We start from the raw sequence: 22,704 nt of genomic DNA, 5'->3' as shown, positions 1-22,704 counted from the left end.
CGCTCGGTGCCGCTTGTCAGCATCGCCCCGTTCGGCAACACCGGGCGGGGCGATGCTATGCTGGCGCCCCTGAAACCGTCGAGTCTGCCTTCTTGAACGATCGATCAGCGCAACCGCCCATGTACATTGGTTTGCCGATGTGGGCCAATCCCGACTGGCGTGGTGGTCTCTACCCACCCCACGCTGGGCGCGAGGGTTGGCTCGACGACTACGCCGCCGTATTCAACGCCGTCGAGGGAAATACCACCTTCTACAGCGGGGCGCCCAGGCCACGGACGGTGGAAGGCTGGTCTCGCCAGGCGCCACCGGGCTTTCGCTTCTGCTTCAAGCTGCCCCAGGCGCTGACACATGCAAAACGATTGTGCCAGGTCGAGACCGATGTGGGGGACTTCGTCGAGGCGCTGTGGCCGCTGAAGGACCGCCTCGGGCCGGTCATGATTCAGCTACCCAGGGACTTTGGTCCTGAGGAGGTGCCTGCTCTGGAGAAGGTTCTACGAGATTGGCCACAAGACGTACCCTGCGCAGTAGAACTGCGCCACAGTGAATTTTTCCACAAGGGGAGCGCCGAGAGGGATATCAACGCCCTGTTGATAAGTCATGGCGCCAATCGTGTGATGCTGGATGTCAGGCCGTTGTTTTCCGGACCGCCCGAGGCCCATTCGGGATTGATCCAGGCTCGCGCGGAAAAGCCAAGACGCCCACTACACGTGATCTCTACAGCAAAATTTCCTGTGATTCGTTTCATTGGGCATCTTGACAGGGCCATCAACGAGCACTATTTCACCCCCTGGATAAACCAGCTCTGCTTGTGGATAAAACAGGGGAAAACCCCTTTTCTTTTTGTGCATACGGCGGATAATCGCCAGGCTCCGGAACTGGCCAGAAACCTGTACGCCAGAGTCGCCGATAGAATGGGGTGGCAGGCATTGCCCGGGTTTCCGGGAGATCGACAGAATCAGCTGCTTTGACCAATGTTGGCTGGCGTTTGTTATTGTCATACGCTAGTTTTGTCGGCTGTTCGTCACTTGCCACGGGCCAGAGACGGTCGCCTCCTTATCCTTGGCTGGTGACTCGCCTGGACCCACCGGTCTCGACCAGCGCGAACCCTGCGCTGGGGAAGAGTGTTGTGCCGGCAGTGATCCTGCTGACATCCGTCAGACCCCTTGTACATCGGTGGATCCGTGACCCGGACCATCGAGGACGTGGCGACTACAAACACAACGCCGTCATTGCATCCGATCGATCGATGACGACACGTATCCGAAGGGTGATTTATGTCCAAAACGACACACGCGCAGTGGTCATCGCGCTTTTCCTTTATCCTCGCCGCCACAGGTTCCGCTGTCGGGCTTGGTAATATCTGGAAGTTTCCCTACATGGTGGGCGAGAGCGGTGGTGCCGCCTTCGTGCTCGTCTACCTGCTGTGCATCGGCCTGATCGGCCTGCCGATTCTGGTCACCGAGTGGATGATCGGTCGGCGTGGGCAAAGCAACCCGGTCAATGCCATGGCCAGCGTCGCGGCCAAGGCCGGGCAGCCCAGGGTCTGGGCCCTGGTCGGCGTCGCCGGAGTCATCGGTGCCTTCCTGATCCTGTCGTTCTACAGCGTGATCGGTGGCTGGTCGCTGTACTACACCCTCGGCAGCGTGACCGGTGACTTCAGCGGCCAGGACGCGGACGGTATCGGCGCCTTGTTCAGCGGCATGCTGGCAAGCCCCGGTCTGCTTCTGCTGTGGCACTCCATCTTCATGCTGCTGGTCATCGGTATCGTTGCTCGTGGCGTGACCAAGGGCCTGGAAGGCGCGGTCAACGTGTTGATGCCGGCCCTGGCGCTGCTTCTGGTGGTGCTGGTGGGCTACGGCATGACCACCGGCCACTTCGGTGAGGCGTTGAACTATCTGTTCAACCCGGACTGGTCGGCGCTCAACGGTGAGGTGGTACTGGCAGCGCTGGGACACGCCTTCTTCACCCTGTCACTGGGCATGGGCATCATGATCGCCTACGGCTCCTACCTCGGCGAGAAGGTCGACCTGATCAAGACAGCGCGCACCGTGGTGATCATGGATACCGTGATCGCACTTGGCGCGGGCCTGGCGATCTTCCCGATCGTGTTTGCCAACCAGCTCGACCTGGCCTCCGGCCCGAGCCTGATCTTCGTCACCCTGCCGTTGGCCTTCGGTAATATGGGCGGTGGCCTGATCCTGGGCCTGATGTTCTTCCTGCTGCTGACCTTCGCCGCCCTGACCTCGGCCATCTCGCTGCTCGAGCCGGTGGTCGAGTTTGTCGAAGAGCGCACGCCGCTGTCGCGTTCCGCCTCGGCGGTGGTCTCCGGCATCGGCGCCTGGGCGCTGGGTATCGCCGCTCTGCTGTCCTTCAACGTGTGGAGTGACCCGGTACTGTTTGGCCTCGGGGTGTTCGACCTGCTGGACAAGCTGACCAGCAAGTTCATGCTGCCGTTGACCGGCCTGGGTGCCATCCTGTTCGCGGGCTGGTTCCTCAACCGCAAAGGCGTGGCCGAAGACCTCGGTCTTTCCGGTGGCAAGGAAGCCCTGTGGGTCGCCTTGACCCGCTTCGTGGCGCCCATCGGTGTGGCGGTGGTATTCATCTCCAGCCTGTAACGGGCGGTATTGCTGCACGCCAGACCAGAGACCCGGCCTTGTGCCGGGTCTCTGCGTTTACAGGCAATGCCAGTCGATCCAGCGGAACCGGGCGGCAGGGCAAGACTGCCCGTACAGAGTGACCAAAGGGGGACGTCAACGAGGTGGCAGTGGGACCTCAATGGGAGCCCAACGAGACGTCAGTGCTTGTCATTGATGCCTGCAGCCAAAGACATGTATTTGGGAGAGCATGCCAGGAGGGACGCTTGGCGGTGCCTTTGACGCGCCTGGGGCTTTCAGGCGACAGACACCCGGTGGCGAGTCTCGTCGGTGCGATTCTCGCAAGGGATGGGCCGACCGTCGCTCGAGCCAGCGGCCAGGCCCCGAATATGGTACAGACCCGCGTTGTTGGCGGTCTGGCGCACGTCGGGCCGGTGGCCACGCGTGCTGGTTCAGTCTACCGGGTCAGTGCATTTCGTCGTCGTTGCCGTCTTCCGGCAGTTCGGCGATGTCTTCGGATAGACGCTTGAATTCCCGATGAAGCTCGATGCCGCGGCGGGCTCGCAGGTTGCGTTGGGCCGCGGTGCGGGAGCGCCTTTCGTGTTCGGCGACTTCCATGCTCATGAAGATGTCGAGGAGTTCACTCTTGACGGAGGATAACCTTTCGACATTACGCATGATCGATTCTCCTATGCAGTGAATGTGCCGGCATCCAGGACGCTGCGCGACACTGCCCTTTTACTATACCCCAGTTGACAAAAAGATGACGGTGTGGAACTTGATCCTGCAACGTTCTGCCAACGCTAGAAAAAAATCCATCCGGTTGCGCAGGTGTGGCCTGGACGCTCGATGCATGACTCAGCACAGGGCGCATTTGGCGCCGTCATGGGGCATACTGGAACCGGACCGGATCGATAGCGACGGGCGTTGCGCCCTGCCAGCTCCGGGTTCTCCCAGCCAGTCAAAGGAGTAGAGGGTGAGTCGCGCGCTGTTTGATGAAATGCGACGTCGCATGGAGCACTTCCGTCGGTCGGAGCAGAAGGTCGCACGCTTCGTATTGCGCAACCCCGACGAAGTTATCCACATGCGTATCGTCGATCTGGCCACCGAGGCCAAGGTCAGCGAGCCCACGGTGGTACGCTTCTGCCGGGCCCTGGGCTGCAACGGCTTTCAGGACTTCAAGTTGAAGCTGGCGCAGATGCTGGCGTCGGGCAGTCAGTTCGCGCAGTTCTCGATGAACGACAGCGACTCCGTGGCCGAGTTTTCCCACAGCATCTTCGATTCCACGGTGGGGACCCTGCTGTCGATCAGGGACCGGCTCGACAACGAGGCGTTGAACAAGACCATCAACGCCCTGGCCATGGCCAATCGCGTCGAGTTCTACGGCTACGGAGCCTCCGGTGCGGTGGCCTTTGACGCCCAGCACAAGTTTTTCAGGCTGCAGATTTCCACCGCCGCCTACGCCGATCCGCACATGCAGAACATGTCGGCGGTGACCCTCAAGGAAGGCGACGTGGTGGTGGCAATCTCGCAGACCGGTCGTACCCGGGCGCTGGTGGCCAGCGTCAAGCTGGCACGGGAGGCGGGCGCCACCGTGGTCGGTCTCTGTCCCAGCGGCTCCCCGCTGGCGGACGAGGTCGACCTGCCGCTGTACATCGATGTGCCCGAAGACACCGAGATCTACACGCCCATGAGTTCCCGCATTGCTCACCTGGTACTGGTCGACGTGCTGGCGGTGGGAGTGGCGAAGACCCGGGGCCCCAAGCTCGCCGAGCAGCTCAAGGCGGTAAAGCGCAGCCTCAACCCGCTTCGCTATCCGGAGTCCGATCCGTCCTGACCGAGGGCGCCCTGCCTGTCCATTTATCCAGCATCGCTGTGGTAGACTGGGCGCCCATTTTCGATCTCGAGCGGTGCCTTCTCCATGGACGACGTCACGGCGATCATCGACGGCCTCAATGCGGCGCAGCATGAGGCGGTCTGCGCTCCCCAGGGCAATATGCTGGTGCTCGCCGGCGCCGGTTCCGGCAAGACCCGCGTGCTGGTCCATCGCATCGCCTGGCTGATGCAGGCAGAAGGCCTCTCGCCCTACGCGGTGCTGGCGGTGACCTTCACCAACAAGGCCGCCAGGGAGATGCGCACTCGCCTGGAGGCGTTGCTGGGAATCTCGCTGCGCCACGTCTGGGTGGGTACCTTTCACTCCATCGCCCACCGCCTGCTGCGTACCCACTGGCAGGACGCTCGTCTGCCCCAGCACTTCCAGATCATCGACTCCGATGATCAGCTACGTCTGATCAAGCGCCTGTTGAAGGACAACAAGATCGATGACGAGCGTTTTCCGCCCCGTCAGGTGCAGTCGTTTATCAGCGGCTGCAAAGAGGAGGGATTGCGTCCTCACCAGGTCCGGATCAACGGTGACGCCTACGTGGAGCAGATGGTGGCGCTGTATGACGTCTACCAGCTGACCTGCGAACGTGGCGGCCTGGTCGACTTTGGCGAGCTGCTGCTCAGGAGCCTCGAGCTGCTGCGCGACAATCCTGCTCTGCTGGCCCACTATCAGGAGCGCTTCGCCCACGTACTGGTCGACGAGTTCCAGGATACCAACACCCTGCAGTATGCCTGGCTGAAGCTGTTGACCGGACAGCGCACGCCGATGACGGTAGTCGGCGATGACGACCAGTCGATCTACGGCTGGCGCGGTGCGCGGGTGGAGAACATTCGTCGCTTCGAGCAGGAGTTCAGCGACACCAAAACGGTGCGCCTGGAGCAGAATTATCGCTCCACCAGCGCCATCCTCGACGCCGCCAACGCCCTGATCAAGCAGAACTCGGATCGCATGGGCAAGGAGCTGTGGACCGCCGGCAGTCGTGGCGAACCGATCTCGGTCTACGCCGGTTTCAACGACATGGAGGAGGCACGCTTCATCGTCGACACCATCAAGGAAAAGGTCGACGAGGGGTTCAAGCGCCAGGAGGTGGCCATCCTCTATCGCTCCAACGCCCAGTCCCGCGTCATCGAGGAGACCCTGATTCGCCAGGGCATGCCCTACCGCATCTACGGGGGCCAGCGCTTCTACGAGCGCCTCGAGATCAAGAACGCCCTGGCCTACCTGCGGCTTCTGCTCAACCGCGACGACGATGCCTCGCTGGAGCGGGTGATCAATGTCCCTGCCCGCGGTATCGGTACCCGCACCGTGGAAGGGCTGCGCGATCGCGCCCGTCGTACCGAAGTGTCGCTGTGGCAGGCGATCCACGACACCCTGACCGACGGCTCGCTCAAGGGGCGTGCGGCCAACGCCGTGGGTGCCTTTGCCAATCTGATCGAAGGCCTCGACAACGACACCTCGGGGATGGCGCTTCACGAGATCATCGCCCACGTGAATCAGCGCAGTGGACTGATTGACCATCATCTGAGCGAGAAGGGTGAAAAGGGACAGGCTCGGGTCGAGAACCTGGAAGAGCTGATCAACGCCGCCCGTGCCTTCACCCAGGGTGAGACGCTGGACAACGTCGAAGCCGGGGAGGGCATGGCCGCGCTGGAAGCCTTTCTGGCCGAAGCTGCCCTTAACGCTGGCGAGCACGAGGCCGACGAATTCGAGGACAGCGTCCAGTTGATGACGCTGCACTCGGCCAAGGGACTCGAATTTCCCGTTGTGTTCGTGGCCGGGGTCGAGGAAGGTCTGTTTCCCCACCGCATGTCGCTGGAAGAACCCGGGCGCCTGGAGGAGGAGCGCAGGCTCTGCTACGTCGGGGTGACGCGCGCCATGCAGAAGCTCTACCTCACCCACGCCGAGATCCGGCGCATGCACGGCAAGGAGACCTTTCAGCGCCCGTCACGCTTTCTGCGTGAATTGCCGGAGTCACTGCTCGAGGAGGTGCGTCTGCGTGGCCAGGTGTCACGTCCGGTCAGCGCCCGGCCAGCGCCGTCGCGCTTCGCCCAGACGACCGTGGAGGCGAGCGGCGATCTGCCTGCCTTGTCGTTGGGCCAGCGGGTGCGCCATCCGGTATTCGGGGAGGGGGTCATCCTCAACGCCGAAGGAGAGGGCGAGCGGGCCCGTGTCCAGGTCAGTTTCGAAGGCCACGGCGACAAGTGGCTGGTGCTGGGCTTCGCCAAGCTGGAAGCGCTGTAACGGGGTTCTCGCCCCGTCGGCGAGGCACCGGCGTTCGCCGCTGCCCCTCAGGCAATGTTGGAGGAGGGCTGATCGCAGTCCTCTGGCCTGATCAACCTATCAACAGATGGATGCCTCGGTCAGGCCATGCGGGCCGGCTCGTGTGGCTCGAGGTCTTTTATTTATTCGTCGTAAAGGTTGTGAAGATAGTAGCGGGCGCCCTTGGCGGAACTATTGCCATTCAGGAGTAGTAGTTTGCCGTAACTCTTATGAAAGACTAATAAGCCTATCAAAGGTGCCATTGCTGGTTCGTTCGATGGCGATGCATCACTTATTTGCCAAAACTCCGAGGTTACTGAAGGTAAACGAAGTCTCAGCGAAGTGGTGGCGAATATATTTCGCTTTTTCAGTTATATTATTGATTTTGTTTGCCGATTTGGTTTTCTTGAGTGAGGTGGTAAAGCGAATCGAATCGGCAGTAAAGGGATTATTCTTTCCCCAAACGGAGTTTTTTATAGAAAATGATTGTACCAAGGTAATATTTTTTGCCGATGCCGGACTCCGCCATTCGAGGTAATTGTTTTTCCAACGCGAAGTTATTTAACTCTGCTTTCACCATTCATTGCTTGCTCAAGGTCGTCGGCCGACGAAATCAGGACAGCGTCGCGCCGCTGTGACAGGCAAACTCGCCCCGGCTCCCTATCGTCTGCGACGAATGGCATGGGCCGGGCAAGGTTGCGAGAGCTGGCGCTCGCATTGAAGAAGGAGAAGCAGGCATGAACAAGTTGGGAGCGGAGTTTTTCGGGACCTTCTGGCTGGTACTGGGAGGGTGCGGGAGTGCGGTACTGGCGGCGGCCTTCCCCGACGTCGGTATCGGCCTGCTCGGGGTCTCCCTGGCCTTTGGCCTGACCGTGCTGACCATGGCCTTTGCCATCGGCCACATTTCTGGTTGTCACCTCAATCCTGCGGTGTCACTGGGGCTCTGCGCTGCGGGACGCTTTCCCGTGTCTCAGCTGCCAGGCTACGTGATCGCGCAGGTGGCCGGCGGCGTGGCGGCGGCAGGGGTGCTCTACCTGGTGGCCTCCGGCCAGGCCGGATTCGACCTGTCCGGCGGCTTTGCCGCCAACGGCTTCGGTGAGCATTCTCCCGGCGGTTACAGCTTGTCCGCGGCACTGATCACCGAGGTGGTGATGACGGCGATGTTTCTGGTGGTGATCCTCGGTGCCACCGATTCGCGGTCGGCCGCCACGCTGGCACCGATCGCGATAGGCCTGTGTCTGACACTGATCCATCTGATCAGCATCCCGGTGACCAACACCTCGGTCAATCCGGCGCGCAGCACGGCGGTGGCGGTGTTCGTGGGTGACTGGGCGCTGGCGCAGCTGTGGTTATTCTGGGTGGCGCCGCTGATCGGTGGTGTGCTGGGTGCGCTTGTCTACCGCCTGATCGGAAGCGCTCGACCGGTGGACGAGCAGGCGACCTGAGGTGACTTGAGCAAGACGCAGGAAACCGGCCCGGCCATCGCCGGGCCGACCTGCGTGGTGGTGGCTTGCAGGCGAATTTCTCTTTGCCGCATACTGCTTGGCGGACACCACGCCGAGCGCGGGGAATGGCGCTTCAGCGCGGCTTCCTGCGCTCCCGGCGTCGACACTACAAGCTTCAGGAGCTCGCCCCATGGAACGTCGTTCCTTCCTCAGGACAGCCGGCCTCGGCGCCGCCGGCGTGGCCGCCGCCCCCTTCGTCAATACCGCCAGCGCACAGGAAACCATCACCTGGAACATGGTGACGTCCTGGCCGAAGAACTTTCCGGCCCTCGGCACCGGAGCCAACGATCTGGCAGAGCGCATCGAGCGGATGTCCGGCGGACGCATGAAGGTCAGGGTCCATGGTGCCGGCGAGATGGTACCGCCGATGGAGGTCTTTGACGCCGTGTCCCAGGGAACCGCCGAGATGGGCCACTCCGCTTCCTACTACTGGCGGGGCAAGGTCGCGGCTTCTCAGTTCTTTACCGCCGTGCCCTTCGGCATGACCACCACCGAGACCAACGCCTGGCTGTACTACGGCGGCGGCCAGGAGCTGTGGGACGAGCTCTACGCCGATCACAACCTCAAGCCTTTCGCGGTGGGTAACACCGGCACCCAGATGGCTGGCTGGTTCAAGAAGGAAATCAACTCGCTCGAGGATATGCAGGGCCTCAAGCTGCGTCTGCCAGGGCTCGCCGGCGAGGCGATGGCCGGGATCGGCGTGACCACCCTGACCATTCCGGGTAGCGAGATCTTCACCTCCCTGCAGACCGGCGTGCTCGATGCCGCCGACTGGGTGGGGCCCTACAATGATCTGGCCTTTGGTCTGCATCAGGTGGCGGACTACTACTACACCTCGGCCTGGAATGAACCCAGCGCGGTGCTGGAGGGCACGGTCAACCTGGATGCCTGGAATGCGCTGCCCGATGACCTCAAGGCGGTGGTCAACGAAGCCGCCAAGGCCTCCAACCTGGCCATGATCAGCGAATTTGCCTTCCGCAACGCCGAGGCCCTGGACGCCCTGGTCAACGAGCATGGCGTCAAGCTGCGCTCGTTTCCGGAGGAAGTACTGGCGGCCCTGCATGACTCCTCGCAGCAGGTACTGCAGAAGCAGGTCGACAACGACGAGGCGTCGGCGCGTATCTACGAGTCCTATCGCAATTTCCAGAGCCAGGTACGCAAGTTCTCTGATGTCGGTGAATTCGCCTACCTGAAGGCCCGCGATAGCGTGCTTGGCCAAGGCGAGTCCTGACGCCAGATAGGGTTTGAACGTGATGGCTCTGGCCCAGCGTCGGCGGGCCTGGCGAGGTGATGAAGGCTAGCGACGGAAAACCAGGCGCGCCGCGGGCGCGCCTCTCTTTCACTGGTCTCTCTCGAAGGCCTCGGTCAGGTATCGGATCGGACGCCGCGTATGCGACCGTTGTCATCCAGTGCCACCATCACATGGCGCGCCTCGGTGACCTTGTGCAGGTCGGCGTCTTCGGCGTCCTGGAGGGACCGGATCCAGACCTCCACGTCGATCTTGATGGAACTGTGGCCGATATCGCGCACCTCGGTGTAGACGCAGACCAGCGAGCCGACACGCACCGGGCACAGAAAGTCCATGCCTTCGATGGCGACGGTGGCGGTACGTCCCATCGCCTCGCGGCTGGCGGTCCATTCCGCGGCCTGATCCATCAGGCCCACCAGCCAACCTGCCGGGATATCGCCGTGGGCATTGGTATGCTGTCGTGTCGCGGCCAGCTGGAGCGTCAGCTGTCCCTTTGGCACGGGAACGTCATCGAGTTCTGTCATCATGGTGGGCGGCGCCTGGTCGTGGATGTTGTTGTGTCGTCATGGTACCCACCCGGGTCAGTCTTTCTCTACCGTTGGTGTCATGAAACGCCCAGGGGAGCGCATGTCTAGGTTGTCGCGTTGCATAGGTGCGCTCAAGCGCACGCTGTTGGCTCCCAGCCGGGGGCCGAGAACGCTGTCGATAGCGGTGTCGGGCGAAGCGCCGGCAGCGGTGTCGAGTGTGGCGCCGAGAGTGGCGTCAAGAGTGGCGTCGAGGCTGGTCTCGGGCCTGGTGCTTTCCGCCATGCTGGTGTCGGCGAAGGTTGCCGCCCATGACGTGGCCGGCTCTCTCGATGCGATTGGCTCGGATACCATGGCGGAGTTGATGCTGCGATGGGGCGAGCAGTTCGAAGAACAGCGACCGGGGGTCAGGCTGCAGCTTCAGGTGGCTGGTTCGGCCAGTGCACCGCCTGCCCTGATCGCCGGCACCACCCTGCTGGGCCCCATGTCCAGACCCATGCAGGAGGACGAGTCCGCGGCCTTTATCGAGCGCCATGGCTACGCGCCAACGCCGGTGGTGGTCGGCAAGGATGCCCTGGTGGTGGTGGTCAATCGCCACAACCCCTTGTCTCGACTGTCTCGAGCAGAGCTCGATGCGATCTTTTCCGACACCCTCGCGTGCGGTGCCAGCGAGAGCATCGAGCGCTGGCAGCAGCTGGGGCTCGAGCACCCGGGGGGCACCATCCACCTGTATGGCCGCAACGCGGTCTCCGGCACCCATGGATTGTTTCGTCGCCGCGCCCTGTGTGACGGCGAATTCAAGGTATCGGTCATGGTGTCGGCGGGCTCTGCCGCCGTGGTGGCCGCCGTGGGGGACGATCCCGCAGGCATCGGTTACGCCGGCCTGAATCACTTGAATGCGGACGTCAAGGCGGTAGCGATCGGCAACGCCGAAGACGGGATTCTTCCGCGCCGACAATCGCTGCGAAGCGGCGGCTATCCGTTGTCACGGGACCTGTTGATCTACGTCAATCGCCCCCCCGAGGGCGAGCTTCCCGACGTCGAACGGGCCTTTCTCGACATGGTGTTGTCACCCTCGGGCCAACGGGTGGTCAAGGAGCTTGGTTTCGTGGCGCTGCCGCCGTCTGTGCTGGCCGCTCAGCGACATGCCCTGGGGCTGGCTGAACTGCCACGGGACGGGCCTTGAGAGATGCCAGGCCCCGGTCGGGTTGTCATCTGGGTGTCATGAAGTTGTCGTAATCTTTCGCTATATACCGATGGCCCAAGATCAATGTCTGACCCTTCTCCGATAACCTCACTGCACCAGACGAGACAGCGACGTGACCGCCTGGCGACCATGCTGATCACGGCCGGAGGGGTTGGCGTGCTGTTGGCGGTGGTCGCCATTGCGGTATTTCTGCTGGTCGAGGTGCTGCCGCTGTTCTGGCCGGATGGCGCAAGCTTTCCGCTGGAGGCGCTGTGGTCTTCGCCAGACGTGAGCGGCGAGCCCGAATATCGCTGGCTGCCCCATCGGCTGGATGACGCCGCGGTGCCCCAGGCGAGCCTGGCCCCGCTGTTGTGGGGCACCCTGGAAGCGGCCGCCTGGGCGTTGGTGGTGGCGATTCCCCTGGCCCTGGGTGCTGCGGCGCACTCCAGCCTGTACATGTCTCCCGGCCTGCGCGCACGGCTCAAGCCGACGCTGGAGCTGATGGAGGCGATGCCCAGCGTGGTGCTGGGGTTTATCGCCGGTCTGGCGCTGGGGCCCTGGGTCGAACGTCACCTGGCGCAGTCGCTGTCGATTGTGGTGGTGCTGCCCGCGGCGGTGGTGCTGCTGGCGTTGGGCTACCGGTGGCTGCCCGATCGGCTGAAGACTGCCCTGACGTTACGCTGGGCGGCCCTGTGGTTGATACCCTGCCTGTTGCTGCTGGTGTGGCTGGCGATGAGCGTGGCGCCGATGTGGGAAGGATGGTGGTTCGATGGCGACCTGCGCCTGTGGGTCGAGGAGTCCTGGGGACTCGACGTGCAGGCACGCAACGCCTTGATCGTCGGGCTGGCCATGGGCTTTGCCGTGATTCCCGGCATCTACGCGCTTGCCGAGGATGCGCTGAGCGATGTGCCTCGGGAGTTGGCCGAAGGCGCCCAGGCCATGGGCGCGACCCGCTGGCAGACGCTCACCCGGGTGATGCTGCCGGTGGCGCTGCCCGGTGTCTTTTCGGCGATCATGATCGGCGCCGGGCGCGCCGTGGGCGAGACCATGATCGTGCTGATGGCCAGCGGCAACAGCGCGCTGATGACGGCGAGCCCGCTGGATGGCTTGAGGTCGCTGGCCTCGAGCATCGCCATCGAACTGCCGGAAGCGGCACCCGGGGGCAGTCACTATCGGCTGCTGCTGCTGGCGGCGCTGGCCCTGTTTGCCTTCACCTTTCTGGTCAACACCCTGGCCGAGGTGGTGCGCGCCCGCCTGAAGCGTCGTTTTACCCGGCGTAAGGGGGACGCATGAAGATTCCCGGCCACACCGCGGTGGGCATGCCCGGCAAGCGGCGCACCCGAGAGGGCCCCTGGGCCTGGTTGGCAGCGGCCTCGGTGGCGCTGTCGCTGATCATGCTGGGGGCCTTGCTGGTGCTCTTGAGCGTCAAGGGCCTGGCCAATTTCTGGCCAGCGACGGTCCACCAGTTGACCCTGAAGAGCGGTGAGATGGTGATAGGGGTTCCCCTGGAGACCCGCGAACTGCCCTCCGGGCAGGGGCTGGAGCGGCGCTATCTGACCGCCAATCGTGATGACGGCGGTGGCATCTGGCGGTGGCTCGCCAATGACCAGATCACCGAAGACACCACGCCGGAGGATCTGGTGGTGCTGGAGCGGCGCCACTGGGGCACCTTTCTGGGGCGTCTGGTGGCCTTGCAGTCGGGTGATCAGCGCTTGACCGGTCCGGATGCCTGGACGGTGCTCGAGTCTCGGCTGGAGGAGATCAATGCCCTGCGCGACGAACGTCGGCGTCTGACCCACGACGAGATATTACCGCTGATCCGCAGCATGGAAGACCAGGATGGCCACCGCTCGGAGGATCGACGTCTGGCCGACCTGCAGCGCCGGGCCAGTGAGCTTCAGCAGCGCATGCAGGGTGACCTGGTGGTGCTCGAGAATGGTCAGGGGCGCCGTCAGGAACAAGCCCTTGCCGAGATACTCGAGGCCTGGCGCCCCAACGCCATGGCCTGGCATGAAAAACTCGGCCACTGGGTGCGGGAGCTGTGGCAGTTTCTGTCCCAGGGGCCACGCGACGCCAATACCGCTGGTGGCGTCTGGCCGGCGATCTTCGGCACCATCCTGATGGTGCTGTTGATGTCGATTCTGGTCACGCCCTTCGGGGTGTTGGCGGCGGTCTATCTCAATGAGGTCGCCCACCAGGGTCGATTGACCCGACTGGTCCGGATCGGCGTGCGCAATCTGGCCGGGGTGCCGTCCATCGTCTACGGCGTGTTCGGACTTGGGGTCTTCGTCTATGGCATCGGCGGCAGCATCGATCGCTGGTTCTTTGAATCGACGCTGCCCTCGCCGACCTTCGGCACCGGCGGACTGCTGTGGGCCTCGCTGACCCTGGCGCTGTTGACCTTGCCGGTGGTGATCGTGGCCACCGAAGAAGGTCTGTCGCGGATCCCGCTGCACCAGCGTGAAGGCGCCCTGGCGCTTGGGGCCACGCGCTTCGAGACCTTGACGCGGGTGGTGCTGCCGATGGCCACGCCGGCGATGCTGACCGGCCTGATCCTGGCGGTGGCCCGGGCCGCCGGTGAGGTGGCGCCGCTGATGCTGGTCGGGGTCGCCAAGCTGGCGCCACAGGTGCCGCTGGACGGGGAGTTCCCCTTCCTCCACCTTGAAAGGAAGTTCATGCACCTGGGGTATCACATCTATGACGCGGCCTTTCACTCCAGCGATGTCCAGGCGGCGATGCCGCTGGTGTATGCCACAGCGCTACTGCTGGTCACGGTGATTCTGGTGCTTAACCTGACTGCAATATTCATGCGTCACTATTTGCGTAAGCGTCATGGTGCCCCGGTGCGCCGATGATGCAGGGAGAGGCAATGTCCATCGATGGCGAGCTGCCCAAGCGTCAGCTGGCCCAGGCAAGACTGGGAAATCGACGCGGGGCGGTCATGGAGTTTTCCGCGGCCGATACCTGCCTGGATATCCAGGGTTTGACCCTGGCCTATGGCGGCAAGACGGCGCTCAAGGATCTGACCCTGCGCATTCCACGCCATCGGGTCACGGCCTTTATCGGGCCGTCGGGCTGCGGCAAGTCGACGCTGTTGCGCGCCTTGAATCGCCTGCACGACCTCAATGAGGACGTCAGTCGTCACGGCCAGATTCATCTGGACGGCCACGATATCCATGACCCCAGGGTGGCGGTGGCCGAGCTCAGGCGTCGGGTGGGCATGGTGTTTCAGGCACCGAACCCCTTCCCCATGTCGATCTACGACAACGTCGCCTTTGGCCTGCGTCTGCAGGGAGGCTTGAGCAAGCGCCGCATCGACGATGTGGTCGAATGGGCACTGAAGTCGGCGGCGCTGTGGGACGAGGTCAAGGGGCGTCTACGGGCATCGGCCTGGTCGCTCTCGGGAGGCCAGCAGCAGCGTCTGGTCATCGCCCGGACCCTGGCGGTGGAACCTGAGGTGCTGTTGCTCGACGAGCCGGCCTCGGCCCTGGATCCGATCTCGACGCTGAAGATCGAGGAGCTGATTCGCACACTCAAGCCGCATCTGACCCTGGTGCTGGTGACCCACAACATGCAGCAGGCGGCGCGGGTGTCGGACTATACGGCGTTTTTGCACAACGGTGAGCTGGTGGAGTACGGCCCGACCGACACCCTGTTCACGCATCCGCGCCTGAGGCGCACCGAAAACTACATCACTGGACGCATGGTGGGCTAGCGTCCCGTTCCATGCTTCTTCAGGAGACCTTCATGGATATCACCAGCGATACCCACAGCCAGCACATCTCGAGGCAGTTCAATCATGAGCTCGAGGAACTCAAGACCCACCTGATGGCCATGGGTGGCCTGGTGGAAAAGCAGGTGCAGGATGCCGTCAGTTCGTTGCTCGACGCCGACTCTGCACTGGCCTCTCGTGTGGTCGACAACGACCGCGCGGTCAATGACATGCAGGTCAAGATCGACGACGAGTGCACCCGCGTGCTGGCACGCCGTCAGCCGGCGGCCTCTGACCTGCGACTGGTACTGGCGGTGATTCGTGCGGCGTCGGATCTCGAGCGCATCGGTGACGAAGCCAGCAAGATCGCGCGCAACGCCATCGAACTGGTCGACGGCAACAACGGCACCCGCGGCTTCGTCGAGGTGCGCAATATCAGCGAGCACGTGCGTCACATGATGCGTGACGCCCTGACCTCCTTCGCGCGTTTCGACACCGAACTGGCGATGCAGGTGGTGCAGGAAGACGAGCGGGTCGACAGCGAGTATCAGAGCGCCATGCGCTCGCTGATGACCTTCATGATGGAGGATGCGCGTTCGATCTCTCCGGTACTGGGCATCATGTGGATCCTGCGCGCGCTGGAGCGTGTCGGCGATCACGCCAACAACCTGGCCGAGTACGTCATCTATCTGGTCAAGGGCCTGGATATCCGTCACATCGACCCTGACGACCTCAACCAGGAACTGCTCGACGACAGCAGCACGTCTTGACCTCGACGCCCTGAGCGGCGTCAATAGGCCGGCCCCGTCAGGGTCGTTGCCTGCACTCTGAGCATCGGGCCATCGTCGAGACGATGGCCCGATGTCGTTGGGGCACTGTCATCTTCAGCCACTGCCAAGGATCGATGTCATGCTGAATGCCCTCGAGGCGGTCCGCCGCGGAACCCGCCTGGTCTATAGCCAGGGCCTGCGTCGTTATGTGTTTCTTCCCATTCTGGTCAACCTGCTGGTCTACGCCGGCATGCTCAGCTACGTGCTCGGTGAGTTCGGTGGCTGGCTCGATAGCTGGATGGCCATGGTGCCGAGCTGGCTGGAATGGCTCGACTGGCTGATCTGGCCGTTGTTCGTGGTCAGCCTCGTGCTGATCGTGTTCTTCAGCTTTACCCTGGTCACCCACCTGATCGCCGCCCCCTTCTACGGCTTCCTGGCGGCCCGGGCCGAGGTCGAGCTGACCGGCCGCGAGCCCATCGATGATCGTGGCTGGCTCAAGACCGGTCTCGACGCCCTGGGCAGGGAGCTGTTGAAGCTGGCCTATATCCTGCCGCGCATGATCGGGCTGTTTATCCTGAGCTGGATTCCGGTGGTCAACCTGATCGCGCCGCTGTTATGGGCGGCCTTCAGCGCCTGGGTCATGGCGATCACCTACCTCGACTACCCGATGGACAACAACAAGGTCAGCTTCGCCGATATGCGCAAGCGCCTGTCGGCGCGCTGGTGGCCGAGTCTCAGCTTCGGTGGCCTGGTGACCTTGATCACCTGGATCCCGCTGGCCAACCTGTTTCTGATCCCCGGAGCCGTGGCCGGTGCGGTGCTGATGTGGGATCAGCACTATCGGCAGTTGCCGGTGGTTCGGCGTTGAGAGGCACTGTCGGCGCTGTTGTTGGTTGTAAGGCGTTGAGCAGCAGTTTGAGCACCGCTATTGGCGCTGTTGTTGGTTGTAAGGCGTTGAGCAGCAGTTTGAGCACTGCTATCGGCGCTGTTGTTGGTTGTAAGGCGTTGAGAAGCACTGTCGGCGCTGTCGATGAACGTACGGCGTCAAAAGGGGATAGCAGGGAGTGGCCATGACGGCGCTGTTGCCAAGTCTTTTGCTCTATATCGCGGCGGCGCTGGCCGAGATCGCCGGTTGCTTTGCGGTGTGGCGCTGGTGGCGAGATGACGCCTCGGCATGGTGGCTGCTGCCCGCGGTGGCGAGTCTGGTGGCCTTCGCCTGGCTGCTCAGTCAGACCGATGCCGACTACGCCGGGCGTGCCTTTGCCGCCTACGGGGGCGTCTACATCGTGGCGTCGCTGGGCTGGCTGTGGTGGGTCGAGCAGCGCCTGCCGGATCGCTGGGACCTGATCGGGGGAGTGCTGTGTCTGGTGGGTGCCGCGGTCATCCTGCTGGGGCCCAGGAGCTGATGGGAGCACGCCCTGTTCGTTCTGGCGGGGCCTAGGCGCTGTCCGAAAAGTCGACGAGCGCAGGCACTTTTCAGACAAGCCCTAGTGCACAGCGCCGGCGCGGCCGAGCGCCACTGGGTCGGCCGCTGCCAGCCGGCTCGAGGGAAAGATGCAGCGGAAGGTTGCGCCCTCGCCGAGTCGGGAGTCGATATCCAGGCGTGCCTCGTGGCGCAGCAGCACATGCTTGACGATGGCAAGCCCCAGGCCGGTACCACCGGTGGCGGTGCTGCGGCCCTTGTCGACCCGGTAGAAGCGTTCGGTAAGGCGTGGCAGGTGCCTCGGATCGATGCCTTCGCCGTCGTCTTCCACCTCGAGGCAGGCGCCTTCGCCGTAGGCACGCCAGCGTAGCGTGATATGGGCGCCGTCACCGGCGTAGCGCACCGCATTGAAGGCCAGGTTGGAGACCGCGCTGTGCATCTCCTTCTCGCTGCCGGTGAGACTGCGCGATTCTTCGACGACGACCTCGATCTGCTGGCGGCCGCCTGACAACGCCTCGGCGTCGCGCTTGACCGCCTGCAGCAGGGTGGTGGGGTCGAGGCGAACGTGATCGCTGCCGCCCTGGTCGTTCTCGAGTCGTGACAGCAGCAGCAGGTCGTTGACCAGATTCTGCATGCGGCGCGTCTGGCTCTGCATCTGGGCGACCCCCTTGCCCAGCCGCTCCGGCAGCATGCCGGCCATGTCGCTGTAGGTCTCCAGGTAGCCGGTGAGCACGGTCAACGGCGTGCGCAGCTCGTGGGAGACGTTGGCGACGAAGTCGCGGCGCATCTGTTCCAGGCGATGCAGACGGGTGATATCGCGGGCCATGACCAGGCGTTCATCGTCACCGTACAGGGTGATCTGGAACTGCAGGATCATGTTCTCGTCGATGGGGGAGGGCAGGCTCAGCGGTTCGCGGTAGTCACGGGCATTGAAGTAGCCGACGAAGCGCGGGTCGCGCAGCAGGTTGGTGATGTGCTGGCCGCGGTCCAGCGCCGGCTTCAGGCCGAGCATGCGCTCGGCAGAGCTGTTCCACCACTCCAGGTCGCCGTGGCGATCGAGCATCACCACGCTGTCGCGCATCGCCTCGGACGATTCCTGGATACGCTGCAGGGTCGAGCGCAGGCGGCGCTGGGTGATCCGCTGGCCTTTCTGGTAGCGATAGAGGCGATCGAACAGCTCGCCCCACAGGCCACTGGCGGTGGGAGGTTCCTGCTGGGGGCGGTGGGTCAGCCAGTCGTGCATCGCGTGCAGGTTGCGCAGGTGATAGCTGAGCCCAAGCGCCAGGCCCAGGCCGATGCCTACGCTGGACAGCGAGAAGGGCCAGCCCAGCAAGGCGCCGAGACCCACCAGCACGGCCAGGCGCCAGACTTCTCGTCTCCACAGACGACCCACGTCAGTTCTCGGCTCCGTTCACCTCATCCCTCCTGGTGCTGCGTTGCGTCGATGGCTCGCTCAGACCTTGGCCGAAAAGCGATAACCGGTACCGCGTACGGTCTGGATCAGTTGCTGATGGGGTTCCCCCAGGGCCTTGCGCAGGCGGCGGATATGCACGTCGACGGTACGTTCTTCCACGTAGACGTTGCCACCCCAGACCTGATCGAGCAACTGGCCACGGGTGTAGGCGCGCTCCTGGTGGGTCATGAAGAACTGCAGCAGGCGATATTCGGTGGGGCCCATGTCCAGTGACTTGCCGTCGACGCTGACGCGATGGCTGACCGGGTCGAGCTTGAGGCCTTCCACCTCCACCGGGTCCTCGACGCCCCGCGGAGTGGCGCGGCGCAGCACTGCCTTGAGTCTGGCCACCAGTTCTCGCGGCGAGAATGGCTTGGTGATGTAGTCGTCCGCGCCGGCTTCGAGGCCCTGGATCTTGTTGTCCTCCTCACCTTTGGCGGTGAGCAGGATGATCGGCAGCTCTGCGGTGGTTTCCTCGCGCTTGAGCCGGCGGGCCAGTTCGATGCCGCTGGTGCCCGGCATCATCCAGTCCAGCAGCAGCAGGTCTGGCTGGTCATCGACGATGATGGCGTGGGCGGCCTGAGCATTGTCCGCCTCGAGCACCCGGTAGTCGGCCATTTCCAGCGCCACCGCGATCATTTCGCGGATCGGGGCTTCGTCATCGACGATCAGTACGGTCTTGGCGGTCATCCCGGGAGCCTCTTGGTCAGGGTCTTACACTCGACGGTGACAAATGACACCACGTCAATGTGACAATTAGATGACATTGTATCCATTGTCGAGCGACCGAGACGGGCATTTCCCTCACCCGAGGGAGGGATAGAGGCTCAGTCCGAGTCCGGCGAACAGCAATAGGCCCGACCAGTGGTTGTTGAGAAAGGCCTGGAAGCAACGGTCGCGGTCACGGCTCTTGATCAGCCGCTGCTGGTGGACAAAGGTCGCGCCCATGGCCAGCCAGCCGAGCCAGAAGAAGCCGCCCAGCGCCAGCAGGCTGCCGGCCCAGGCCAGCAGCCCCAGGGTAGCCAGCTGCAATAGCGCAATGATGCGGGTATCCCAGCGACCGAACAGTACCGCGGTGGACTTGATGCCGATCTTGAGGTCGTCGTCGCGGTCGACCATGGCGTATTCGGTGTCGTAGGCCACCGTCCACAGCACGTTGGCGGTAAACAGCAGCCAGGCGACCATCGGGACTTCGCCGAGCACCGCGCCGAAGGCCATCGGAATGGCCCAGGAGAAGGCCGCGCCCAGCACTACCTGGGGGAAGTGGGTGTAGCGCTTCATGAAGGGATAGCTGGCGGCCAGCACCGCTCCGATCAACGACAGCCACACGGTAAAGCCGTTGGTCAGCCAGACCAGCGCGAAGGCCGATCCCAGCAGACACACGAACAGCACCTTGGCCTCCCGCTCACTGATGCGGCCGGTAGCCAGCGGTCGGTTCCTGGTGCGTTTGACGTGGCCATCGAAGTGGCGATCGGCGTAGTCGTTGACCACGCAGCCCGCCGCTCGCATCAGGTAGACGCCGGCGACGAAGATCAGCAGGGTGTCACGGGCCGGAATGCCCTCGGAGGCCACCCACAGCGCCCACAGGGTCGGCCACATCAACAGCCAGGTACCGATGGGGCGATCCAGACGCATCAGCGCCAGAAAGTCGGGAATTCGGTTCAGGTATCCAGGGGGACGCAGCAGCGAACGATCCATCGGTCTCTCTCATGCTCTGGCGCAGGTCAGGCGAAAATAAGGCGTAAGTCGGGCAACAGACGCTCCTCGGAGAAACATCGCCGAGAAGCCTTGGCGCAGCCTAGCGCGAGCCGACGGCCATGACCAGCAAGGCGAGCCCAGCCAGGCTCGACCGGCACGACAAGACCAGCAGGCCATCATCATCCGTACAGGGCTTCGGCGGGCTACCGTCAGCCCACGCCATGGTTGGCGCCTCGGTGTCCGAAGCGGGCGACAACAGGGAGTCAGCCGGTGGCAGAGGCCGGCAGCGACAACGCCCGGCCCATGGCCGGCATAAAGCTCTCCTGCACCAGCAGCACCCAGCCGCTGTGACGAAATACCGAGCGGCGTTGCCACAGCCCGGTATAGCCGTGGATCGGCCGCGTGATGTGGCTGATCTGAATGGCGCTGCGCTCGAGATCGGGCTGGCGAAACAGCCAGCTGCCGAGAGAGGTCTCGCCGAGGCCTTCGAAGGGAGCGTCGTGACGCTCGACGATCGGTGCCACGCTGCGCGCCACCACCCAGGGCTCCTCGTTCACGCACAGGGCGACCTCGCGCAGCCAGGCCTGCTCGTCGCTGGCCAGGCCCAGCACGCGAGCCTCGTCAGGCCACGGCAGGCCCTTGGCCTCCGCCAGCAGGCGTACGCGAAAGTGCCCGGCGCCTGCCGCCTCGATCAGGCGTTCGGTCAGGGAGTCCCGCGAGGCCAGCCAGGCGTGCCAGCCAGCGGGCACCGCGATGCCACCGGAGGCCAGCGACACCCAGCCGGGGTCGACGATATCGGCCGCTTCGGCATTCGGCGAAGAGGCTGTGGCTGGCGCGGGATTACCCGGTTCGGACCCCGAGCGCTCGATCTGGGAGCGGAATGTGGAAGGAAGCTGTGTCATGCGGCCTCGGCAGGGCTGTCGTCAGCGGAGGGCGGTGCTCCGGTCGGTCGGCGCATAGTGTACCATGTGGCCCAGCACTCACCCGCTGGTGTGGCCCCGTGCGGGCCGGCCCAGCTTCAACAGCGACCGCCCGGCGGTCGTCGGCAGAGTCGAAGGAAGCGATGCAAGGACCCTTGACCATCATCGGTACCGGCATGGCGGGCATAGGCCTTGCACGCCAGGTGCGGGCGCTGGACGCCCACCGACCGATCACCCTGATCAGCGCCGACTCAGGCGATGACTATTCCAAACCGCTGCTGTCCACCGGCTTCGCCAAGGGCCTGGCGGCGGACCGGCTGGCCGCGCGCTCGGCGCTGGAACTGGCCGACCAACTGGGCGCGGTGGTACGTCCCCACACCAGGGTCGATGCCATCGATCTGGCGTCGCGCACCCTGAGCCTGGGCCAGGAACGCCTGCCCTGGTCGGATCTGGTGATGGCCACCGGTGCCAGCCCCGTGGCGCCCTTCGAGATTCCCGATGCCCTGGGCGGACGGGTGTTCTCGATCAATGATCTCGACGACTATCGGCGTTTTTCGGCGGGCCTCGAGGCGCTGGGGCGCCCGGCTCGGGTGGCCATCGTCGGCCTCGGACTGGTCGGCTGTGAATTTGCCAACGATCTGCACGCCGGTGGTCATCGCGTCTGCCTGGTCGGCCCTGAACCCTCGTTGTTGCCCAGATTGCTGCCCCGGCGACTGGGTCAGACCCTGAGCCAGGCCTTCATCGAGGCCGGCATCGACGTCATCCATGGCCGTCTGGTGAGCAGGCTCGAAGGTGCCGGTGGTGACATCGGCGTGCACCTCGACGACGGCCATGAGCTGGAGGCGGATATGGTGCTGGTGGCTACCGGTCTGAAGCCGCGCTCTCGGCTGGCGCGAGAGGCCGGTATCGCGACAGATGGTGGGGCTATCGTCGTTGATCGTTACCTGAAAAGCTCCGATCCTCGTGTGCATGCGCTGGGTGATGTGGCCTCGGTGGACGGTGTCAATGCCATGTACGTGCAGCCGCTGCAGGCTTCGGCCAAGGCGCTGGCTGCGACCCTGTGCGGTCGTCCCACCCAGGTGCGTTACGGGCCCTGGCCGGTGCTGGTCAAGACGCCGCTGCTGCCGGTGGTGGCGCTGCCGCCGATGACCGACAAGGTGCATTGGCGAATCGAGGCCGACGGCGAGGATATCAGCGCCCTGGCCGAGGATGACGAAGGGCGTCTGCAGGGCTTTGCGTTGACGGGAAAATGCGTTCGTCGGAAAGTCGAACTGGCGCGGGCGGCACCGCCGTTGCTAGGCTAGGTTCGTCAACGGCGCGGGTTGTACGCGATACAGCCGTCGTTGAAGGTGCCACCGAGGCAGGGTAATTCTATCGGGGACGACCGCCACGACGTGTGGCTGGCCGGTGTCGTATCGCCGGTTTCGTATCGATGGAAGAGGCAAGGTCCCGTCGGCGGTGGCTCTCGCTAGTCGAAAGACAGTCAGGAAGCGCTGAGCGCACCGTGATGTCCATCGTCGTGGACA

The 22,704-nt window shown here is 63.8% G+C and carries 20 protein-coding genes; 14 read left to right on the top strand and 6 right to left on the bottom strand.

Features of this window, described 5'->3' with window-relative positions; genetic code table 11:
• Positions 1–119 precede the first annotated feature (119 nt).
• Together NKF27_RS20935 and NKF27_RS20930 are read left to right on the top strand one after the other, a co-directional pair.
• Positions 120–968, top strand: coding sequence for a DUF72 domain-containing protein (locus NKF27_RS20935; RefSeq protein WP_253554768.1), 849 nt, complete (start codon positions 120–122; stop codon positions 966–968).
• Between the two features lie 306 nt (positions 969–1,274).
• Positions 1,275–2,615 carry a sodium-dependent transporter gene (locus NKF27_RS20930; RefSeq protein ID WP_253554765.1) on the top strand — a complete coding sequence of 447 codons (1,341 nt, stop codon included), beginning with the start codon at positions 1,275–1,277 and terminating at the stop codon, positions 2,613–2,615.
• A 444-nt stretch (positions 2,616–3,059) separates the two neighbouring features.
• Here the strand turns inward: NKF27_RS20930 and NKF27_RS20925 are convergent, their stop codons facing one another.
• Entirely contained in the window at positions 3,060–3,272 is a 213-nt protein-coding gene (locus tag NKF27_RS20925) for a PA3496 family putative envelope integrity protein (RefSeq protein ID WP_045994480.1), read from the bottom strand.
• A gap of 298 nt (positions 3,273–3,570) precedes the next feature.
• Between NKF27_RS20925 and hexR the strand changes: the two genes are divergently transcribed.
• The 4 genes from hexR (at position 3,571) to NKF27_RS20905 (ending at position 9,474) form a co-directional block, all read left to right on the top strand.
• Positions 3,571–4,431, top strand: a complete 861-nt coding sequence (hexR, locus tag NKF27_RS20920; RefSeq protein ID WP_045994481.1) for a transcriptional regulator HexR — start codon at positions 3,571–3,573, stop codon at positions 4,429–4,431.
• Positions 4,432–4,515: 84 nt separating this feature from the next.
• Entirely contained in the window at positions 4,516–6,720 is a 2,205-nt protein-coding gene (uvrD, locus tag NKF27_RS20915; protein ID WP_253554763.1) for a DNA helicase II, read from the top strand.
• A gap of 755 nt (positions 6,721–7,475) precedes the next feature.
• Positions 7,476–8,183, top strand: coding sequence for an aquaporin Z (gene aqpZ / locus NKF27_RS20910; RefSeq protein ID WP_253554761.1), 708 nt, complete (start codon positions 7,476–7,478; stop codon positions 8,181–8,183).
• 190 nt (positions 8,184–8,373) lie between these two features.
• Positions 8,374–9,474: a TRAP transporter substrate-binding protein gene (locus tag NKF27_RS20905; protein ID WP_108449565.1), complete on the top strand. Its 1,101-nt coding sequence runs from the start codon at positions 8,374–8,376 to the stop codon at positions 9,472–9,474.
• 134 nt (positions 9,475–9,608) lie between these two features.
• On the opposite strand, the gene NKF27_RS20900 is transcribed toward NKF27_RS20905, so the two are convergent.
• The gene (locus NKF27_RS20900) at positions 9,609–10,016 is read right to left on the bottom strand and encodes an acyl-CoA thioesterase (RefSeq protein ID WP_124804648.1); all 408 of its coding nucleotides are present in this window, start codon (positions 10,014–10,016) and stop codon (positions 9,609–9,611) included.
• A 244-nt stretch (positions 10,017–10,260) separates the two neighbouring features.
• Between NKF27_RS20900 and NKF27_RS20895 the strand changes: the two genes are divergently transcribed.
• The 7 genes from NKF27_RS20895 (at position 10,261) to NKF27_RS20865 (ending at position 17,090) form a co-directional block, all read left to right on the top strand.
• Positions 10,261–11,202 (top strand): PstS family phosphate ABC transporter substrate-binding protein, encoded by a 942-nt coding sequence (locus tag NKF27_RS20895; protein ID WP_253554759.1) that lies wholly within the window; start codon positions 10,261–10,263, stop codon positions 11,200–11,202.
• 150 nt (positions 11,203–11,352) lie between these two features.
• Complete coding sequence (locus NKF27_RS20890; protein ID WP_253554757.1) at positions 11,353–12,495, top strand: ABC transporter permease subunit; 1,143 nt, start codon at positions 11,353–11,355, stop codon at positions 12,493–12,495.
• Complete coding sequence (gene pstA, locus NKF27_RS20885) at positions 12,492–14,057, top strand: phosphate ABC transporter permease PstA (RefSeq protein WP_253554755.1); 1,566 nt, start codon at positions 12,492–12,494, stop codon at positions 14,055–14,057. Before NKF27_RS20890 ends, pstA begins: the two co-directional genes overlap by 4 nt.
• Before the next feature lie 86 nt (positions 14,058–14,143).
• Positions 14,144–14,917, top strand: a complete 774-nt coding sequence (gene pstB / locus NKF27_RS20880; protein WP_045994491.1) for a phosphate ABC transporter ATP-binding protein PstB — start codon at positions 14,144–14,146, stop codon at positions 14,915–14,917.
• Between the two features lie 32 nt (positions 14,918–14,949).
• The gene (gene phoU, locus NKF27_RS20875; protein WP_045994487.1) at positions 14,950–15,684 is read left to right on the top strand and encodes a phosphate signaling complex protein PhoU; all 735 of its coding nucleotides are present in this window, start codon (positions 14,950–14,952) and stop codon (positions 15,682–15,684) included.
• Between the two features lie 139 nt (positions 15,685–15,823).
• On the top strand, positions 15,824–16,552 hold the full coding sequence (cysZ, locus tag NKF27_RS20870) for a sulfate transporter CysZ (protein WP_108449564.1): 729 nt from the start codon (positions 15,824–15,826) through the stop codon (positions 16,550–16,552).
• A 202-nt stretch (positions 16,553–16,754) separates the two neighbouring features.
• Positions 16,755–17,090 carry a YnfA family protein gene (locus tag NKF27_RS20865; protein WP_253554753.1) on the top strand — a complete coding sequence of 112 codons (336 nt, stop codon included), beginning with the start codon at positions 16,755–16,757 and terminating at the stop codon, positions 17,088–17,090.
• Between the two features lie 81 nt (positions 17,091–17,171).
• On the opposite strand, the gene phoR is transcribed toward NKF27_RS20865, so the two are convergent.
• From phoR to NKF27_RS20845, 4 genes are all read right to left on the bottom strand, one after another.
• Positions 17,172–18,500 carry a phosphate regulon sensor histidine kinase PhoR gene (gene phoR / locus NKF27_RS20860; protein ID WP_045991648.1) on the bottom strand — a complete coding sequence of 443 codons (1,329 nt, stop codon included), beginning with the start codon at positions 18,498–18,500 and terminating at the stop codon, positions 17,172–17,174.
• A gap of 60 nt (positions 18,501–18,560) precedes the next feature.
• On the bottom strand, positions 18,561–19,250 hold the full coding sequence (phoB, locus tag NKF27_RS20855; RefSeq protein ID WP_045991649.1) for a phosphate regulon transcriptional regulator PhoB: 690 nt from the start codon (positions 19,248–19,250) through the stop codon (positions 18,561–18,563).
• Between the two features lie 114 nt (positions 19,251–19,364).
• Entirely contained in the window at positions 19,365–20,258 is an 894-nt protein-coding gene (ubiA, locus tag NKF27_RS20850; protein WP_253554751.1) for a 4-hydroxybenzoate octaprenyltransferase, read from the bottom strand.
• 263 nt (positions 20,259–20,521) lie between these two features.
• Positions 20,522–21,160 carry a chorismate lyase gene (locus NKF27_RS20845; RefSeq protein ID WP_253554750.1) on the bottom strand — a complete coding sequence of 213 codons (639 nt, stop codon included), beginning with the start codon at positions 21,158–21,160 and terminating at the stop codon, positions 20,522–20,524.
• Between the two features lie 161 nt (positions 21,161–21,321).
• On the opposite strand from NKF27_RS20845, the gene NKF27_RS20840 reads away from it, so the two are divergent.
• Complete coding sequence (locus NKF27_RS20840) at positions 21,322–22,482, top strand: FAD-dependent oxidoreductase (RefSeq protein ID WP_253554747.1); 1,161 nt, start codon at positions 21,322–21,324, stop codon at positions 22,480–22,482.
• The last annotated feature ends 222 nt before the right edge of the window (positions 22,483–22,704 follow it).

The organism is Halomonas sp. DN3 (assembly GCF_024137905.1).
In the GTDB taxonomy this organism is placed as follows: Bacteria; Pseudomonadota; Gammaproteobacteria; order Pseudomonadales; family Halomonadaceae; genus Halomonas; species Halomonas litopenaei.
This window is presented reverse-complemented; position numbering and strand designations above follow the sequence as displayed.